The 18715-nt window shown below is 57.4% G+C and carries 14 protein-coding genes; 5 read left to right on the plus strand and 9 right to left on the minus strand.

The features are described 5' to 3' along the window. Positions 1-1034, plus strand: a 1034-nt coding sequence (gene serS / locus DWA01_RS15545; RefSeq protein WP_114286730.1) for a serine--tRNA ligase, incomplete at its 5' end; no start/stop codon positions are given. Between the two features lie 100 nt (positions 1035-1134). Here the strand turns inward: serS and uvrA are convergent. The 7 genes from uvrA to DWA01_RS15580 all read right to left on the minus strand — a co-directional run bounded on the left by uvrA (position 1135) and on the right by DWA01_RS15580 (position 13002). After that, positions 1135-3990: an excinuclease ABC subunit UvrA gene (uvrA, locus tag DWA01_RS15550; RefSeq protein ID WP_114286731.1), complete on the minus strand. Its 2856-nt coding sequence runs from the start codon at positions 3988-3990 to the stop codon at positions 1135-1137. Positions 3991-4262: 272 nt separating this feature from the next. Next, positions 4263-4823, minus strand: a complete 561-nt coding sequence (locus DWA01_RS15555; protein WP_200832594.1) for a cytochrome b — start codon at positions 4821-4823, stop codon at positions 4263-4265. 157 nt (positions 4824-4980) lie between these two features. Further along, entirely contained in the window at positions 4981-6375 is a 1395-nt protein-coding gene (gene lpdA, locus DWA01_RS15560) for a dihydrolipoyl dehydrogenase (protein ID WP_114286732.1), read from the minus strand. Positions 6376-6554: 179 nt separating this feature from the next. Beyond that, a complete protein-coding gene (locus tag DWA01_RS15565; RefSeq protein ID WP_114286733.1) occupies positions 6555-7130 on the minus strand; it encodes a DUF924 family protein in 576 nt (191 codons plus the stop codon). Between the two features lie 132 nt (positions 7131-7262). Continuing rightward, a complete protein-coding gene (locus DWA01_RS15570; protein ID WP_114286734.1) occupies positions 7263-8528 on the minus strand; it encodes an MFS transporter in 1266 nt (421 codons plus the stop codon). A gap of 118 nt (positions 8529-8646) precedes the next feature. Then, the gene (gene queA / locus DWA01_RS15575; protein ID WP_114286735.1) at positions 8647-9711 is read right to left on the minus strand and encodes a tRNA preQ1(34) S-adenosylmethionine ribosyltransferase-isomerase QueA; all 1065 of its coding nucleotides are present in this window, start codon (positions 9709-9711) and stop codon (positions 8647-8649) included. 3 nt (positions 9712-9714) lie between these two features. Continuing rightward, entirely contained in the window at positions 9715-13002 is a 3288-nt protein-coding gene (locus DWA01_RS15580) for a DUF3971 domain-containing protein (RefSeq protein ID WP_160116061.1), read from the minus strand. Between the two features lie 103 nt (positions 13003-13105). Between DWA01_RS15580 and bcp the strand changes: the two genes are divergently transcribed. From bcp to DWA01_RS15600, 4 genes are all read left to right on the plus strand, one after another. Continuing rightward, on the plus strand, positions 13106-13564 hold the full coding sequence (gene bcp / locus DWA01_RS15585) for a thioredoxin-dependent thiol peroxidase (RefSeq protein WP_114286737.1): 459 nt from the start codon (positions 13106-13108) through the stop codon (positions 13562-13564). Beyond that, positions 13561-14376, plus strand: coding sequence for a ferritin-like domain-containing protein (locus DWA01_RS15590; protein WP_114286738.1), 816 nt, complete (start codon positions 13561-13563; stop codon positions 14374-14376). The genes bcp and DWA01_RS15590 overlap by 4 nt, the downstream gene beginning before the upstream one ends. A gap of 217 nt (positions 14377-14593) precedes the next feature. Next, positions 14594-15910, plus strand: a complete 1317-nt coding sequence (locus tag DWA01_RS15595; protein WP_114286739.1) for a M23 family metallopeptidase — start codon at positions 14594-14596, stop codon at positions 15908-15910. Continuing rightward, entirely contained in the window at positions 15900-16391 is a 492-nt protein-coding gene (locus DWA01_RS15600) for a bactofilin family protein (protein WP_114286740.1), read from the plus strand. The genes DWA01_RS15595 and DWA01_RS15600 overlap by 11 nt, the downstream gene beginning before the upstream one ends. A gap of 80 nt (positions 16392-16471) precedes the next feature. Here the strand turns inward: DWA01_RS15600 and DWA01_RS15605 are convergent, their stop codons facing one another. Together DWA01_RS15605 and prfB are read right to left on the minus strand one after the other, a co-directional pair. Then, on the minus strand, positions 16472-17251 hold the full coding sequence (locus DWA01_RS15605; RefSeq protein WP_114286741.1) for a DUF2189 domain-containing protein: 780 nt from the start codon (positions 17249-17251) through the stop codon (positions 16472-16474). 247 nt (positions 17252-17498) lie between these two features. Continuing rightward, positions 17499-18623, minus strand: a complete 1125-nt coding sequence (gene prfB, locus DWA01_RS15610; protein ID WP_114286742.1) for a peptide chain release factor 2 — start codon at positions 18621-18623, stop codon at positions 17499-17501. Positions 18624-18715: the final 92 nt, after the last annotated feature.

The following is an 18715-nucleotide window of genomic DNA, read 5'->3' on the forward strand; positions in this document are numbered from 1 at the left end:
TGAAAGATGAGGCAAATCAACAGGATGTGACGCTGCGCGACATGCTGATGCGTCTGCCCAATGTGATGTATGACGATGTGCCCGACGGGGCCGACGAATCCGACAATGTTGAAGTCCGCAAATGGGGCACCCCGGTTGCGCTGGATTTTGAAGCCAAAGAACATTTCGAAATTACCGGCGCCGCCTCAGGCATGGATTTCGAAACCGCCGCCAAATTGTCCGGCTCGCGGTTTGTCATTCTCAAAGGCGCTGTCGCCCGTATTCACCGCGCTCTGGCCCAGTTCATGCTCAACACCCATGTGGACGAGCACGATCTGACCGAATGCAACACTCCGATCATGGTGTTGGAAGAGATGATGTATGGCACCGGTCAGCTGCCAAAGTTCGGTGAGGACAGCTATAAAACCACCGAAGGCATGTGGCTGATCCCCACATCTGAAGTCACCCTGACCAATATGGTGAACGGGGAAACCGTGGAAGAACAATCCCTTCCAATGCGTTTCACCGCCCACACCCTGTGTTTCCGTTCAGAAGCCGGGTCCGCCGGTCGCGACACTTCCGGCATGCTGCGGCAGCACCAGTTTGAAAAAGTCGAAATGGTCTCGGTGGTTCATCCCGACGAATCCGAGGCCGAACATGCCCGCATGACCGGTTGTGCCGAAGCGATTCTCGAAAAGCTCAACCTGCCCTATCGCACCGTTAAGCTTTGCGCCGGCGACCAGGGCTTTGGCATGAAGCGCACCCATGACATGGAAGTCTGGCTGCCCGGTCAGAACCAGTATCGCGAAATCTCCTCGGTTTCCACTGCCGGGGATTACCAGGCGCGACGGATGAACGCCAGGTTCAAACCCACTGCGGGTGGCAAACCTGAGTTTGTTCATACACTTAACGGCTCCGGCCTGGCCATCGGTCGCTGCCTGATCGCGGTGCTGGAAAACGGCCAGAACGCCGATGGGTCGGTCACCTTGCCCAAAGTTCTGGCCCCTTATCTGGGTGGAAAACTGACTTTGAGCACTAACGGCAAGCTCGCCTGAAATTAACTATTTCTGGCGGGGTTAACCATATCCCGCCAGTTTTAACGACAAAGGGCACCCCAACCGGAGCGCCCTTTTTTAGCGCGATATCAAAACCTTATCACTCAGCAGCCAGTTTAATCTCCAGCATCGGCGCCAGATAATGCCCGGTATAGCTGCGTGGCTCCGCCGCCACCTGCTCCGGTGTCCCTTTTGCAACAATTTCACCACCGCCATCACCGCCCTCAGGCCCGATATCAATGATGTAATCAGCGGTTTTTATCACGTCGAGATTGTGTTCAATCACGATGACTGAATTGCCCTGGTCGACCAGTTCATGCAGCACTTCCAACAGCTTACGCACATCTTCAAAATGCAACCCGGTGGTGGGCTCGTCCAGAATATACAGCGTGCGCCCGGTAGAACGCTTCGCCAGCTCCTTGGACAATTTAACCCTTTGTGCCTCGCCGCCCGACAGCGTCGTCGCCTGCTGTCCGACCTTGATATAACCAAGCCCGACCCGCACCAGCGCGTCCATCTTATCGCGGATTGAGGGCACCGCCTGAAAGAAGGTCTGCGCATCTTCTACAGTCATATCAAGCACATCGGCGATGCTTTTGCCCTTGAAATGGATCTCCAGCGTCTCGCGGTTATAGCGTTTGCCCGTGCAGGTCTCGCAGGTGACATAGACATCGGGCAGGAAATGCATCTCAATCTTAATCAACCCGTCGCCACGACAAGCCTCACATCTGCCACCCTTAACATTGAAGGAAAACCGCCCCGCCTTATACCCCCGCGCCTTAGACTCCGGCAGCCCCGCAAACCAGTCGCGGATCGGCGTGAACGCACCGGTATAAGTCGCGGGATTGGAGCGCGGTGTGCGGCCGATGGCACGCTGGTCAATGTCGATGACTTTATCCAGATACTCCAACCCCTTAATGCTTTCACACGGGGCCGGTGTCTGCCGCGCCCCGTTCAGCCGCATTGAGGCCGTTTTGAACAGCGTCTCGATGGTCAGCGTCGATTTTCCACCGCCGGACACACCCGAGACACAGACAAATTTTCCCAGCGGGAATTCGACCGTCATCTCTTTCAGATTGTTGCCGGTGGCCTTGACCACCTTGATCTTTTTCTTGTTGCCCTTACGACGTATCGCCGGAACTGGAATTTCCCGTGCGCCAATCAGATATTGCCCGGTGATTGACCCCTCATTGGCCATGATCTCAGCTGGCGTGCCCTTTGCCACCACCTGACCGCCATGGATCCCGGCGCCCGGGCCGATGTCGAAGACATAGTCCGCCTCGCGGATCGCCTCTTCGTCATGTTCCACGACAATGACGGTATTGCCTTGATCCCGCAGGTTTTTCAGCGTGGTCAACAGACGGTCGTTGTCGCGCTGATGCAGCCCGATAGAGGGCTCATCCAGCACATAAAGCACCCCGGTCAGTCCTGAACCGATCTGGCTGGCCAAACGGATCCGCTGGCTTTCCCCGCCCGACAGCGTGCCGGAATTGCGGCTCAGTGTCAGATAATCAAGCCCGACATTGTTCAGGAAACCCAGTCGCTCGCGGACTTCTTTCAGGATCGCCCGGGCAATTTCATTTTTCTGCGCCGTCAGGTGTTCGGGCACCGAGGCGCACCAGTCATAGGCCTCTTTGATCGACATTTTGACGACCTGGCCCACGTGCAGCCCGGCAATTTTAACCGCCAGCGCCTCTTCGCGCAGACGGAAGCCATCACAATCGCCGCAATGGCGGTTATTTTGATAGTTTTCAAACTCTTCGCGCACCCAGTTGCTGTCGGTCTCGCGATAGCGTCGCTCCATATTGGGGATCACCCCCTCAAAAGTCCGGCTGACCCGGTACACCCGTCCCGCTTCATCATAGCGGAATTCGATTTCCTCATCGCCCGATCCGCGCAGGAACACCTGCTGAATTTTCGGATCTAGATCCTTCCACGGAGTCGAGGCTTTAAACCCGTAATGTTTTGCAATTGATTGGATCGTTTGCAGAAAATAGGGCGACTTCCCTTTTCGCCAAGGGGCGAGCGCGCCATCGGAAATCTTCAGCGACTGATCGGGCACCACCAGGCGTTCATCAAAAAACAGCTCAACCCCAAGACCGTCACAGGACGGGCAGGCCCCGAAAGGCGCGTTGAACGAAAACAGCCGCGGTTCGATTTCGGCGATGGTGAAACCAGACACCGGGCAGGCAAAATTTTCGCTGAATGTATGCCGTTCACTGTCGCCCTCTTTTGGCGCCGTCTCGAGCACCGCGATTCCTTCTGCCAGATCAAGTGCCGTGCGGAACGAATCTGCCAGCCGGGTTTCCATGCCTTCCCGCACCACAATCCGGTCCACAACAACGTCGATATCGTGGCGGAATTTTTTGTCCAGAACCGGCGGCGTGTCCAACTCGTAGAATTCTCCATCGACTTTAACCCGCTGAAAACCTTGTTTTCTCAGCTCCAGAAACTCTTTTTTATACTCACCCTTGCGGTCCCGCACGATCGGCGCCAGCAGATAAGCGCGCAGCCCCTCTTCCATCGTCATCACCCGGTCGACCATATCCTGGACCTGCTGCGCTTCAATCGGCAGCCCTGTGGTCGGGCTGTAAGGCGTGCCGGCACGGGCAAACAGAAGCCGCAGATAGTCGTAAATCTCGGTCACGGTGCCGACGGTTGAACGTGGATTTTTCGATGTTGTTTTCTGCTCAATCGAGATCGCCGGAGACAGGCCGGATATGTGATCCACATCCGGTTTCTCCATCATATCAAGGAATTGCCGGGCATAGGCCGACAGGCTTTCGACATAACGCCGCTGCCCTTCCGCATATATCGTATCAAACGCCAGCGAAGACTTGCCCGAGCCGGACAGGCCGGTGATCACCACCAGTTGATCCCGTGGAATATCCACGTCGATATTTTTCAGATTGTGCTCGCGCGCACCGCGCACTTCGATTTTCTTCAGATCAGCCATTCCACCGCCTCATATCCACGCCCTACAAATAGGGGCAGATGACACAGACTCCAACCGAAAAATGTGAACATAGCAAGAACGTTACGTTCGCAGCTGCCTGGGCAATGCGTGACCACGGTGAACTTGTGCCCTGAACCCTTTGGAACAAAACGAAACTCGCGATACAGACTTCGAAAAAGAAAGGCGCCCCGGGTGGGACGCCTTTACGAAAAGCAATTTCCTGGACGGATCAGATGTGATTGCCAAAGCCATCCCAAAGCCAGTAACTCCTGTTATGATTTCCCAAGCATACGTTTCAATGTGGCATCGCGATCTATGAAATGGTGCTTTAATGCCCCGGCCACATGCAGGATCAGTACAAACGAGATCGAATAGGCCGCAATCACATGCGCCCCATAGGCAATTTCCGCCAGACTCTCAGTTTTTTCGCCAACCGGCAGGCTGAAGAGACCAAAGACGCTGGTAACACGACCACTGAAATACGCACCGGTGATTCCAGAAAGCGGCATAATTATCACCCCGGCCAACAACAAAACATGCGCCGCTCGCGCAACCCTGTGCTGCCAAAGCGGCGATGTTCCGGTATCCCGTTTAAACCCCTGGGCCAGCCGCCAGCCAACCCGCCAGATTCCCAGAACAAGTATGACAAACCCGATTGATTTATGTAGTCCAATCAGCGCCCCTTTTCCCGGGCCTCTTGGTACGAATTCAAAAACATAGAACCCAAACACCAGCATGCCAACGATCAGCAGAGCAAGAGCCCAGTGATTGACTCGAGATACGAGGTCATAAAGGTTCTTTTTTTCGTCTGAAGATTTCATAATCTGTCCCATTTTCTGATTTGCCCCGGAGCTGTTTGATATTAAACGCAGCGGTTTGTGTTATCCGTCGATTTATTTTGGCGCGGAACAAAAAAGACCCGGAGCACTGAACGCTCCGGGTCTGAGATATGCCGACGAACAGATCGCCGCTGCCCTGAATGACGCAAGGTTAAATGTGAAGCGCGCGCCCATAGGCTGCCAACACGCTTTCGTGCATCATTTCCGACAGGGTCGGGTGCGGGAACACCGTGTTCATCAACTCTTCTTCGGTGGTTTCAAGCGTACGCCCGATCACATAGCCCTGGATCAGTTCGGTCACTTCCGTCCCCACCATATGGGCGCCAAGCAACTCTCCGGTTTTTGCGTCGAACACGGTTTTCACCAGGCCTTCAGGTTCGCCGAGCGCAATCGCTTTGCCGTTGCCCACAAAGGGGAATTTGCCAACTTTGACCTTGTAACCAAGCTCTTTTGCTTTGGCCTCAGTGTAACCGACCGACGCCACCTGGGGATTGCAGTAGGTACAGCCGGCAATCGCTTCAGGACGTACCGGATGCGGATGGCCGCCGGCAATCAACTCGGCAACCATAACACCTTCGTGGCTGGCCTTATGCGCCAACCAGGGCGCGCCGGCGATATCCCCGACCGCAAACACACCTTCCACACCTGTGCGACAATATTCATCCACTACCACATGGGTGCGGTCGATTTTGACACCCAGTTCTTCCAGCCCGAGGTTTTCAACATTGCCGACAATGCCAACCGCTGAAATTACCGTATCAAATTCATGGGTCTCCACTTTGCCACCGGTCTCGATATGCGCCGTGACTTTGCCTTTGCTGCGGTCCAGCTTTTTGACCATGGCATTTTCCATGATCTTCATGCCCTGTTTTACAAACTGCTTTTTGGCAAAAGCGGAAATGTCTTTGTCTTCCACCGGCAACACCCGGTCCAGCACTTCGACCACCGTGGTGTCTGAACCCAGGGTGTTGTAAAAACTGGCAAATTCGATGCCAATTGCGCCCGATCCGATCACCAGCAGTTTTTTCGGCATGCGCGCGGGATTCAGCGCGTGTTTATAGGTCCAGACCAGATCGCCGTCGGCTTCAAGTCCGGGCAGTTCACGGGCACGGGCACCAGTGGCCAGGATGATGTTTTTGGCGGCAAGCTCTTCGCTGCCCTTTTCGGTTTTGACCGAAACATTGCCCCGGCCGGTAAGCTTGGCCTCGCCCATAACAACGGTGATTTTATTTTTCTTCATCAGACCGCCGATACCGGCGTTCATCTGTTTGGACACGCCACGAGACCGCTGAACGATCGCATCAAGGTCAAAACTTATTTTCTCAGCCGTAAGACCATAGTCACTGGCGCGGCTCATCTGGTGATACACTTCCGCTGAACGCAGCAGGGCCTTGGTCGGAATACAGCCCCAGTTCAGGCAGATACCACCCAAATGTTCGCGTTCAACAATAGCCACTTTCAGGCCAAGCTGCGCGCCACGGATTGCGGCCACATAGCCACCTGGGCCAGCACCGATTACAACGAGGTCAAAATTCTTGGCAGCCATGGGGGCTCCTTCGCGGTTTTGAATTTAGTTTGACGTTAAACTATCTTCAAAACCCGATCAACGCCCGTTGATAAAAACATGTTCCGGGAAGTTGAATCCCGCATGTTTATTTACGGCAGCTGGCTGCAACTACCTGCTGCAACAAAGCGCGCCGGGGCGCGCCTCATTTACTTTAAAGATTAAACTACTTCTTTCACCTGCAGTTCATGCAGGGTCGAAACGTAGCCGCCGTCTTCCAGATAGAGCTTTTCGGCGCCGGATGTAGTGCGCGCAAGGGCTTCATTGCGATACGGAAACCGACCAAACTTGCGGATCACATTCCGGTGCGCACGGGCGTGCAGCAGATTTTCCCCTGGCATACGCCCGCGGAACAGTCGTACGCAGCGATCCTGGTCACAGAGATTTTCGGAATGCATCAGCGGCATGTAGAAGAACTGCCGCGCCGGGGCGTCGATACGCATGTCCCAGCCTTTGCCAATCGCAGCCTTAGCGGCGGCAAGCGCCGCTTTGTCGGTGGCAAATGCCATGCCACTGCTGCGATAAAGATTGCGCGGAAACTGATCCGTCAGAATCAGATAAGCCAGCGCCCCACTTGGATAGGTCAGCCACAGAGCATACGCCCCCTCCTGCGCCTCCTTCCAAGCTGTCAAAAACCTGTCCCGGATTTGCTCATCCAGGGTCTCATCGGACTTGTACCAGCCAGCAGGTCCGATCTCATCCAGCCAAAAGGACAGGACGTCTTCAGGTTTAGTCATGGTGTCTCCCTCACTTCACCTCTGAAGTATACCATAGAATCGTTACAATAAATTCCCGCTGGTTCAAGAAACTGAAGCCCGTATTGATCAAAGGACATCCGGGCGCGGCATTTCTGCCGCACCCGGACCCGTTCAAGTTGATTCTTCTGCCAGTGCGTCCTCTTCGGCCTGCTCAATAGCCCACTCCTGTGCCACCTCGACGGCAACCGCAGTCGCCGAAGGCATCACCGCCACATAGGCTGCTGTTTCCGATACCGCCAGCGCCGGGCGCCGCGTCATACGATAGGCCGCGTACACGGCCATAAGCAGAAGCGGAATCATAACCGCCAGCCAGAACCCGCCAGGACCAAAGATCTGCATAAAGAACCCGGAAACAATCGGCCCTAAAATCGCGCCGACCCCGTTCACAAACAACATGCCGGATGCCGCCGCCGCCATATCATCGGGCTCCAGAAAGTCATTGGTATAGGCCAGCAGCAGCGAATACAGCGGATTGGCCAGACCACCGATCAGGAACGCCACGGTCAGCGCCACGGAATAATCCCCGTCAAACAGAAAACCAGCGAGCGACACAACGCCGGCCGCGGCAGACATCACCAGCACCAGCAAGCGCCGATCCATCCGGTCTGACAACCAGCCAACAGGATATTGCAGTACCACGGTTCCCATATAGATTGCCGAGATAAACAAGGAGATCTGTTTCAGGCTCATGCCGGCCTGGGTGCCGTAGATCGCCCCCATGCCAAGTTGGGAAGCAAACACAAACCCCATCATAAAGATGCCAACGAACCCGAGCGGTGAAACCTCGTAAAGCTTACGCAGGCTCATCGCTTTGCTGCGCTCAAACGCCGGGGTCGGGCTGACTGAAAGCAGGATCGGAGCAAATGAAATCGAAACCAGTACCGACGGGATCACAAACATCACAAAACTACTTGGGTCGCCCAGCGCAAAAATGGCCTGGGCGATGATTATGCCGACCATCTGGACGATCATATAGACCGACAACGTCTGCCCCCGCGTTTCATTGGTTGCGGCGTTGTTAAGCCAGCTTTCAGCCGTCACGTAGACGCCTGAAAAGCAAAACCCGATCAGTATACGCAGGATCGTCCAGGACCAGGGCGATGCCAGGGTAGGATACAAGATCAGCACGGCGGACACAAAAGACGCCAGCGCGGCAAACACCCGCACATGACCGACACGGCGGATCAACTCCGGGGTCACGCGGCTGCCAAACAGAAAGCCGACAAAATAGGCCGACATCACCAGGGACATCGCCACGGTAGAAAACCCTTCGATTTCGCCGCGCACCCCGAGCAACGTGCCTTGCAGCCCGTTGCCCACCATCAAAAGCATCACCCCGAGCAACAACGCCCAAGAATTCCCAACAACCTGAAACATAAGCACATCTCCTCTGGTGCCATGACACATCACTACACTATTTTTCTAATGCCGATTCGGAGAGTGTTTCTTTGTCTGTTGCGTCATGGTTCAGGTCTGTTCGCGACCTCTGCCCGTTTCAAACGCCGGAAGGCAGCAGAAGGGACGCATCCCCGTAGGAAAAAAACCGGTATTCTGCATCAATCGCATGGGCATAGACTTCGCGCATACGGTCCTGCCCCATCAGGGCCGAGACCAGCATCATCAAAGTGGATTTTGGCAGGTGAAAATTGGTCATCAGCGCGTCCGCAACCCTGAACTGGTAGCCCGGCCAGATGAATATTTCTGTGGTTCCGATCCAGGGGGCAATATTTCCAACCTCAGGCGCGGCGCTTTCAATCAGGCGAAGTGCGGTGGTGCCCACCGGAATGATCCGCCCGCCTTCCGCCCGGGTGCGGTTAATATCCGCCGCCGCCTGTTCTGTGACCTCGCCCCATTCCGCGTGCATTTTGTGGTCGCGCACATTGTCCACTTTTACCGGCAAAAAGGTGCCCGCGCCCACATGCAGCGTGACAAAGGTTAGCTCCACGCCCATAGCCGTGAGCCGGTCCAGCAGCGGTGCATCAAAATGCAGCGATGCTGTCGGCGCCGCAACCGCGCCCATATGACGGGCCCAGACGGTTTGGTAATCCTCTTTGTCCTGCGCATCTGCTGTGCGTTTGGCCGCAATATAGGGTGGCAGTGGCATCGCACCTGCCTCCGCAAGCGCCGCATCAAAATCGGTGCCGGTCAGGTTGAAGCTGATCAGCACCAGACCCGCGTCTTCTTTTTGTTCCAGCGTGGCGCTCAGACGGTCCGAAAAGATTATCTGCTCGCCCTCTTTAATCTTTTTCAACGGCTTCAACAGCGCCCGCCACTGCCCGGCTTTGGCCTGCGGATCCAGCAGTGTGACTTCAATTTTCGCTTTGACCGGCCCCTGCGCGCTGTCGCGATGACGCAAGCCGCTGAGCCGCGCGGGCAGCACTTTGGTGTCATTCAGCACCAGACGGTCGCCCGGGCGCAGATACTCCACCAGATCGGTCACCTGGCGGTCCTGCAAACTGTCGGGGCTTGCCACCAGAAGCCGGGCAGAGCTGCGTGGTTTGGCGGGCCGTGTCGCGATCAGCTTCTCGGGCAGGTGAAAATCAAAATCAGAAAGTTTCATAGTCTATTGTCCATCTGCGGGCAGTTCGGGCGGCGGGCGTCGAAAAATCTCTCTAAACATTGCCGGCGTAAGAATCGAGAGCGGATTCACCCGCACAGAAGGCGAGGCCGACGGGCCGCGCAGATTGAAGTTGAAACCAAATAGCCCTTCGCCCCGCCGGGTGAACAGAGCCCCGATCCCGTTGAGGAAGTACACCGGCGACACCACCCCCTGCATATCGATCTGTTTTGTGGCGAGGTCAAATATGCCATCCAGCGAAATGCCCAGTGAAGGTCCGATTGCAGAACTTTTCAAAAGCGTAAGACGCCGGGGATCCAGCCGGAAACTGGCTTCAACCGTGGTGAACACAATACCCGGCCCGCCCAGCTGCTCCAGCAAGCCGACAATGGAGATCGCCGACAACAATTCTGCAAGCGCCGGCGCGCCGACAACACGGGTGTTCCTGACGGTCAGACGGCCGTCATAGACTCCCTTGCCTTTGCGTGGTGTCAGGATCAGCTCAAGGTCACCGCCGCGCCCCTGTTCCAGCAGGCCTGCATCCCGCAGCGCTCCACCTGCGTCAGAACCACGAACGCGGATCACTGGTCCCAGGGCGGAGGGCGCAAGAGCACCGACAATCGGGGTGTCACCGTTAACACGGGCGGTAAAGTCGCCCTGAAACCCGCCCTGGGTTTTGAACGTTCCCCGAAAAGGTTCCAGGCGGATACCTTCGGACACGGTCAGCTGGTTTAAGTTGAGCGATATCGGACCGGAGCCCGCGCTGGCGCCACCGCCGGGCCCGGACGTGTCAGGCATATTTCGCAGGTCGAGACGCCCACCCGTCACTTCAATCGCCGGCGCTGCGTTTTTGCCACGCCCCACCAGGCGCAGCGGAGCATCCAGCCAGCCCCCGAGGCGCACCCTGGCAAAGCTCAGCACATCCAGCCTGCCCTCTTCTGTTAATTTGACCACGCCCCCCTGCGCGGAAAGCCCGGGGGCCTCCAGCGACAACTCAGATATGCGCGGCGGCGTACTGGCTTCGCCCTTGACCCATAGTTTGCCGGTTTGATTGCGCGACTTTGACCAGCCGACCTGGGGCAAGGACAGCGACAGCCGGTTGAGGTCACTGCTCAGGGTGAACCGCGGCGGCACACCGCCCCCGAGTGCAACCATCAGCGCGCCGGTGCCGGTGCCACGGACACTGCCTTTTGGCAAAGCGATATTGAACTCATCCAGAGCGGCCTGGGACAGGGTCACCTGCGCTTCGATGCTGCTGCTGCCGTCGCTGTCGCCGCCCCGCGGCAAGACCCACCTGCCCGTCAGCGGGACTGCCCCGACAGTGGCCGGTCCCGAAATTGAAATTTCACCCGGGTTGACGTGTAACTCCAACTGGTCGGAACGCAATACGCGCCCCGGCATTATCTGATCGGTTTCCACTTGCTCAAGCAGCGCAGAAACCTCGTATTTGATCTGATCCTTTGGTGGTTTTTTCCTCAGCGGTACAGAAATCGTCCCCGTCGCCGTCGCCTGACCCTGCGCAAGATCAACCGAAAACGGGGTGCGTCTGAGCACACGGAATGGTGGTTCATTCATCAAAGACAGCGCCGCAGTGACCGGGCTGCTTGCGTTCAGGGTGATATCAAGAGTCGCCGGCCTGACCGTGATATCCGGGATCGACAGCGCGGTTCCGCCAACTTCGATAACTCCACCCTCCGCCGGCCTCACCTGGCCACTTTCGATCATCTGGAAATATCGTTTCCCCTCGAGCGACGCATAGCCGCTTGCGTTGGTAACCGGCGGCAGGCTCTTCATGAAACGCACGTTTCCCTGCTCATAACGCCAGCCAAGAGAGGCAACAGTGTCCTGCCCGGGCCGGACCCTGATCGCGCCCTTAAAGTCGCTCACCTGCCCACCGAGAACATTTTCCAGCAGCCATTTCCGCGTTTTACCTGCTGCGGTTAGCGGCCAGAGTTCGATAATCCGATCGGTCCTGATTGTATCCATCGACAGATCCGCCGCCACGGACCAGCCAGTGTCCTCTGCGCGCACCTGCCCGTTTACCAGAAGCCGCTCCTCGCCCTCTTTCAGCATCAACTGGCCGAGATCGAGCGTGAACGGATCAAGCCGCAGGCGGAAATCCATCGCCCCTTCGGATATATGCACCGGCGCCTCAAACACCCCGTCGGGATTCACGTCCAGGCTGGAAATCGAGAATTGCCCCAACATGGCTGCAGGCCAGCCAGCATTAAAATCCTGCAAATAGGCCTGACCAGATCCGGTCACGTTTAACACCGAAGACTGCACCGATAATTCTGAAAAACTTAGTTTTTGCTGCACAGCGTCAAAACTGAAAGCAGAGGCCGCGGCGGTGAACGGAACTGGCTTGGTCTGCTCGGTTGGCTGCAAAGCGCCGGCGCCCGCATCTAAGCGCCCCCGCAACCCCGACAGAACCCCATCGGCGCCGATCTGCGCTTGCAGCTCACCCGATATCGGCGCGTTCAGAACCTGCAGGAACGTCAGCACGGGCGACTGCAACGCAATATCCGCTGCGGCCGCATTGTCAAACCGCGCCGAAATCCGCGCTTCCGGACTGCCTTTTCTGGAGCGAAAACGCACCGACATGTTTGCCAGTTCTTCGGTGCCATTGAACACGTCAAACTGAACGTTCACGTCAATCTCATCATCAACGTGGCTCAGGGTCAGCCTGCCACCGGTCACCTGCCAGATCCGGCCAGACCGTGCGTCTTCCAGCGATATGGTCAGATCGCTGGCTTCTATCCGGCTGACGTCGGACAGCGGCGCCACAGAAAAGGCGCGGTCCACAGCGCCTAACATTCCCGCCAGCGTGCCGCTGGTGCCCGCGTCCGCGCCAAAAGACAGGTCGAACTGACCGTCCGCACGGCGTCGGAAGATCATCTGTGCTCCGGACAGGCGCAGATTTTCTGGCAACACCCGGCCGCGCAGCAATTCATGCGGCGCAAACACCGCAGAAATATCGTTCAGGACTGCAACTTCTGCGCCACGGTCGTCAAACAGCGCCACGTCGCGAAAACTGACCCGCGGCACAAAATCGCGGCCGATTTCAACGATCATCCGGTTCAGAGAAACCCTGCCCGTTGGCAGGTCCTGGTTGAGCCGCGCTTCGACCTGACGCAGCGCCCAGCCAGGCACTTGTAGCGACCGGCCGCCAAGCGACAGAAACGCCCCCCCCAACAGCAGCACCAGCAACGCCGCAGCAAGCGCCAGCCACAGCCCGGTCCGCCGCCGTGGCTCCGGGCTTTTTTGCTGGTTGGTTTCCGGTGTCTGTGTCATTGCAGGCCTTGTGCTGTGACGGCCATGTGCCGTCTGGCGGATGTTTCGCTGGTTCTGGCATAAAACCGAACCCGCCACAGATGCAACAAGAAGGAGCCCGTTCATGGTTGAAACCGGCCAGATCGCCCCGTTTTTCACCCTGCCTGCCGATGATGGTACGCAGGTCCGCCTGGAAGCGCTGGGCGGCAAAAAAGTTGTTCTGTATTTTTATCCGAAAGATAACACGCCCGGCTGCACCACCGAAGCGCTGGACTTTACCGCTTTGCTGCCAGATTTCACCGCCGCAAATACCGTGGTCCTGGGCATCTCGAAAGACAGCCTGAAAAAACACGGAAATTTCCGCACCAAATACGATCTGGCAGTCACATTGCTGTCAGACGCAGACAGTGACATGTGCGAAAGATACGGGGTCTGGGCGGAAAAGAAAATGTATGGCAAAACCTTCATGGGGATTGTCAGAACCACGGTTCTGATCGATGAAAATGGCGTTATCGCCAGGGTCTGGACCAAAGTGAAAGTCGCGGGCCATGCCGCTGAAGTTCTGAGCGAAGCGCAGTCATGACGACATTAACGCAAATGGCTGTTGAGGTGCTGAACACGGCCGACGGTCGCGCTAAAACCGCCCTGTCCCACAAACACGCCGCCGCCTGGTTTGCGGCGCGTGCGGCCGGTGAACCCATTGCAGTTGGCACCGCCACGCCGCCAGACATGCCCGCCCGACCTGACCGGCCGGCGCTGTTAAGCCCGCGGGATGTACCGGTCAGAAAACCAGGCACACCCGAGGGCCGCGAAGCGATGTTGCACGCAGTGGCCCATATCGAACTGAACGCAGTTGATCTGCACTGGGACATTATCGCGCGTTTCGGCCACGTGGCGATGCCGACCGGGTTTTATGATGACTGGGTCAAATGCGCCGATGAAGAATCCAAACACTTCAACCTGGTCAGTGATTGCCTTGAAGCGATTGGCTCGCATTATGGTGCGCTGAACGCCCATGCCGGAATGTGGCGTGCCGCCGAAGACACCGCTGCGGATCTGTTGGGCAGGCTGGCGGTGGTGCCTATGGTGCTGGAAGCCCGCGGACTCGACGTAACCCCCAGAATGATCGGCCTGTTCAAACAGGCGAAACAAAAGGACGCGGTCGCCGCGCTCGAAGTGATCTATGCCGAGGAAGTCGCCCATGTTGCCTATGGCTCCAAATGGTTTAACTTTCTCTGCGGCCGCGACGATCTCGACCCGAAAGAGACCTTTCACGCCCTGGTGCGCCAGTATTTCCACAGCACTCTGCGCCCGCCCTTCAATGAGGAAAAACGCGCCGAGGCGGGCATCCCCCCCGATTTCTACTGGCCGCTGACCGAGCAGATCAAAGACTGAACCCGAGGACAGGGCAAAACCAACAGTTTGCTAAGTGGATGAATTTGGCCGAAATTTGACCCGAAATGGGCAAAAAACCGCTCAGAACACGGCAAACGGGCCACGCCGGAGCAAAAAAGTTGCAGCCTGACGCTGCTCCGGTTAACACCATCGCAACCGGTTGAAACTCAAACAAGAACGCCGGGCATGGGATGACGAAACGGGAACGCTCTGGCAAATGACTTCTTTGACACAAAAAGCCAGTGGTTTGCTGAACCGCGTATTTCCTGAACAACGTCTGTATTTGCGCTCTGACGCCGGCACGCGTTATATCCGGCTGTCGCCGCTCGCACAGCTTGTGGCTGTCACCGGCTCAACCCTGACAGTGACCTGGGCAATCTTCGCCTCTGCAGTCATTCTGATGGACAGTATCGGCGCCGGCAGTCTGCGCGATCAGGCACGGCGGGATCAGGCGATGTATGAAACCCGTCTCAACACCCTGGCCGGGGACCGCGACGCCCGCGCCAGCGATGCCGCGGCCGCGCAACAGCGCTTCAACACCGCATTGGGTCAGGTTTCGGTCATGCAGTCAGAGCTTCTGGCCTCGGAAGACCGGCGCCGTGAGCTTGAAATTGGCATCGAAGTTATCCAGTCCACCCTGCGCCGCACCATGGGCGAGCGCGATATTGCGATCGGGGACTCAACACGGCTTGCCGCCGCGCTTGAAAGTGCCGATCCGGACACGCTTGCCCTGATCCACAGCGACCTGGAGGCCACGATCGATGCGCTGAGCGACGCGCTGAGCGGCACCGCAGAGCAACGGGACGACATGGCGCTGTTTGCCGAAGATGCCAGCGAAAAACTGGCGCAAATGGACCGCGAGCGCCGCCTTCTCGATGAAAAGAATGACCGGATCTTTGGCCAGCTCGAAGATGCAGTCACTGTATCGCTGACCCCGCTGGACAAAATGTTCCGTGCCGCGGGCATGCCCACTGAGAAAATCCTCGACACGGTACGCCGGGGCTATTCCGGTCAGGGCGGCCCGCTTGTGCCGATCTCTTTTTCCACCAAAGGCGAAGCCCTGGACACCGAAAGCCTGCGCGCCAACGGCATTCTGGACCAGATGGACAATCTGAACCTGTACCGGATCGCAGCGCAAAAAGCGCCGTTTGCCTCGCCGATCAAAACCTCCGCCTATCGCATGACCTCTGGTTTTGGTCCGCGCTGGGGCCGCATCCACAAGGGCACAGATTTCGCCGCCGCCTATGGCACGCCGATCTACGCCACGGCGGATGGGGTGGTCACTTTTGCCGGCTGGTCCTCAGGATATGGCTGGCTGGTCAAGATAAAACACGAATTCGGGTTCGAAACCCGATTTGCCCATAACGCTAAGCTGCGCGTAAAAGTTGGCCAAAGGGTCTCGCGCGGGCAGCAGATCAGTGATATGGGAAACTCTGGTCGTTCTACCGGCACGCATGTTCACTATGAGGTGCGTCTGAACGGAACGGCTGTAAACCCGATGACCTATATCAAGGCAGCGAAAAATGTTTTCTAAAAGCAGAATCAATGAGCCCGGTCCCAAAACGGGCAAAGACACCAAGCCCGGCGCAGAGGAAGCAGCAGCAACCAAGGCCAAAGTGCCTGATTTCGCCGCTGCGGCCCCCAAGGCCAAGCCTCCGGCATCGGTTTTGTCCTCAGACCTGACAATTGTCGGCAATCTGAAAACCTCCGGTGACATTCAGATTGAGGGCACCGTCGAAGGCAACATCCGCGCTCATCTGTTGACCGTTGGCGAAACCGCCACTGTCAAAGGCGAAGTGATGGCGGACGATGTTGTGATCAATGGTCGCATCGTTGGCCGCGTCCGCGGCCTGAAAGTCCGCCTGACATCGACCGCCCGCGTCGAAGGTGACATCATCCATAAAACCATCGCGATTGAATCCGGCGCCCATTTTGAGGGCACCGTTCAGCGCCAGGAAGATCCGCTGGCACAGGACAAGTCAACCGCCCCGGCGACGCCAAAATCTGCGGGCTGAACATCGCGGCTGACGGAACACAAAACGGCAGGGATTTCCCTGCCGTTTTCATCTCTGCGCTGTAGCCAACCGGATCGCGGTCAGGCTTCGTGGTTCAGCAGCCGGCGGTACAGGTGCCAGGTCGCGTGGCCCAGTACCGGCAATACCACCAGCAGCCCCAGAAAATACGGCACCATCGCAAGCAGCAACAGCGTGGCGATCACCGCCGCCCAGACCAGCATCAGAGCCAGGTTCTGACGCACCGCATCCAGGCTGACCAGCATGGCGGTGACAAAGTCGAGCTCCTTTTCCAGCAGCAGCGGCAGGCTGACCACGGTCAGCGCAAACAGCACAAACGCAAAGACCGCGCCGACGCAGAGCTCCACCGCAATCATCGTCAGCCCGTCCGGGGTCAGAAACACCTCATAGGAAGTGCTCACGTTGGTCATCGCGGACAGGCCCATAAACAGGGCAAATATCATATGGGCGAGAAACGACCAGAACAGGAAATAAAACACGATGATGGCGCCGATCCAGGGGATCTGACGGTCTTTTTCTCTGACCACAACACCCAGAACCCGGGACCAGTCCATCGTTTTGCCGCGCTCCAGCCGGCGCGACACTTCATAGAGCCCCACAGCGGCAAACGGGGCGACCAGCGGAAAGCCCAGCGACATCACGAATGTCCAGGCCAGAGTACCGGCCCCCAGCGAAACCAGACCGATACCCACCAGCACATAGACCGCACTGAAAAACAGCCCGAACAGCGGCGCTTTCAGAAAATCGTGCCAGCCGGCAGAAAGCGACGCTGTCAGGTCAGAGACCGTGATCTGCCGCACATCAGGAACGGGTGAAGGGGTGAGCGCTCCGGTATCGGCCATCAGATGTTTCTTTCATGTGTGTTTCGTCACATCGTCAGCTTCGACCACCACAGCGGGCGAATGCAACCCCTGCCCCGCAATTCCGACATTTTTGATATCGGTACTGCCGGCCTGCAGGTACGCACCCGGCTTCTGCTCCGCACAGAAAAAGAGCGCCTGCCTGGTGGCTGACGCTCTTGTTTATTTCTACAGTCAGGTGGCTTGCTGTCGGTCACCTGGTCAGGCAGCTTTGCGGTCCGTCGTCCGGTCAGTCGCCCTGGGCTTCGGCGCGGCTTTTTCCGGCGACGTTCTGTGCCAGCGTTGCTGCCATAAACCCGTCGAGCGAGCCATCCAGCACGCCTTTTGTGTCGGATGTCTCATGGCCGGTGCGCAGGTCTTTGACCATCTGATAAGGCTGCAGAACATAGGAGCGGATCTGATTGCCCCAACCCGCGTCGCCTTTGTTCTCATGCGCCTCGTTGATCGCCGCATTGCGCCGGTCCAATTCCTGCTGGTACAGGCGCGATTTCAGCGCTTTCATCGCAATGTCGCGGTTCTGGTGCTGGGATTTCTCCGAGCTGGTGACCACGATACCGGTGGGATGGTGGGTGATGCGCACCGCAGAATCGGTGGTGTTCACGTGCTGACCACCGGCGCCTGAGGAGCGGTAGGTATCGATGCGGATATCGGCCGGATTGACTTCGATGTCGATATTGTCATCCACCACCGGATAGACCCAGACCGAACTGAACGACGTATGCCGTTTGGCCGCCGAGTCAAACGGGGATATGCGCACCAGACGGTGCACGCCGCTTTCAGATTTCAGCCAGCCATAGGCATTGTGGCCGGTGATTTTATAGGCCGCCGATTTGATGCCGGCTTCTTCGCCGGAGGTTTCCGACTGCAGCTCCACCTTATAGCCGCGCTTTTCCGCCCAACGCACATACATGCGCGCCAGCATCGATGCCCAGTCACAGCTCTCGGTACCACCGGCGCCGGAATTGATTTCCAGAAAGGTATCATTGCCGTCGGCTTCGCCATCCAGCAGCGCTTCGATTTCTTTCTTGGCGGCAAGGGTGGCGAGATCCCTGAGCGCGTTTTCCGCGTCTTCAACGACCTCAGTGTCTTCTTCCATTTCGCCGAGCTCGATCATCTCGATATTGTCGAGCATGTCCTGCTCAAGCCCTTTGGCCGTGTCCAGCGCATCCATCAGCGTCTGACGATCGCGCATCAGCTTCTGGGCCCGGGCCTGATCGTTCCACAGGTCGGGGTCTTCAATCATCGCGTTGAATTCTTCCAGCCGGTGCGGCGCGGTTTCCCAATCCAGGCGTTGTTTCAAAAGAGCGACCGACTTTTTGATCGCTTCAACCATATTTGTTGTTTCTGCCCGCATCGGATTGTTCCTGCACCTGCTGTCCACTGAACCCGCGTGATAGCAACGCCAGCGCGTCGCATCAAGCGGCGCACGGGGACGTGACCACTATT

The sequence above is a fragment of the Candidatus Halocynthiibacter alkanivorans genome, from assembly GCF_003333265.1.
GTDB classification, from domain to species: domain Bacteria; phylum Pseudomonadota; class Alphaproteobacteria; order Rhodobacterales; family Rhodobacteraceae; genus Halocyntiibacter_A; species Halocyntiibacter_A alkanivorans.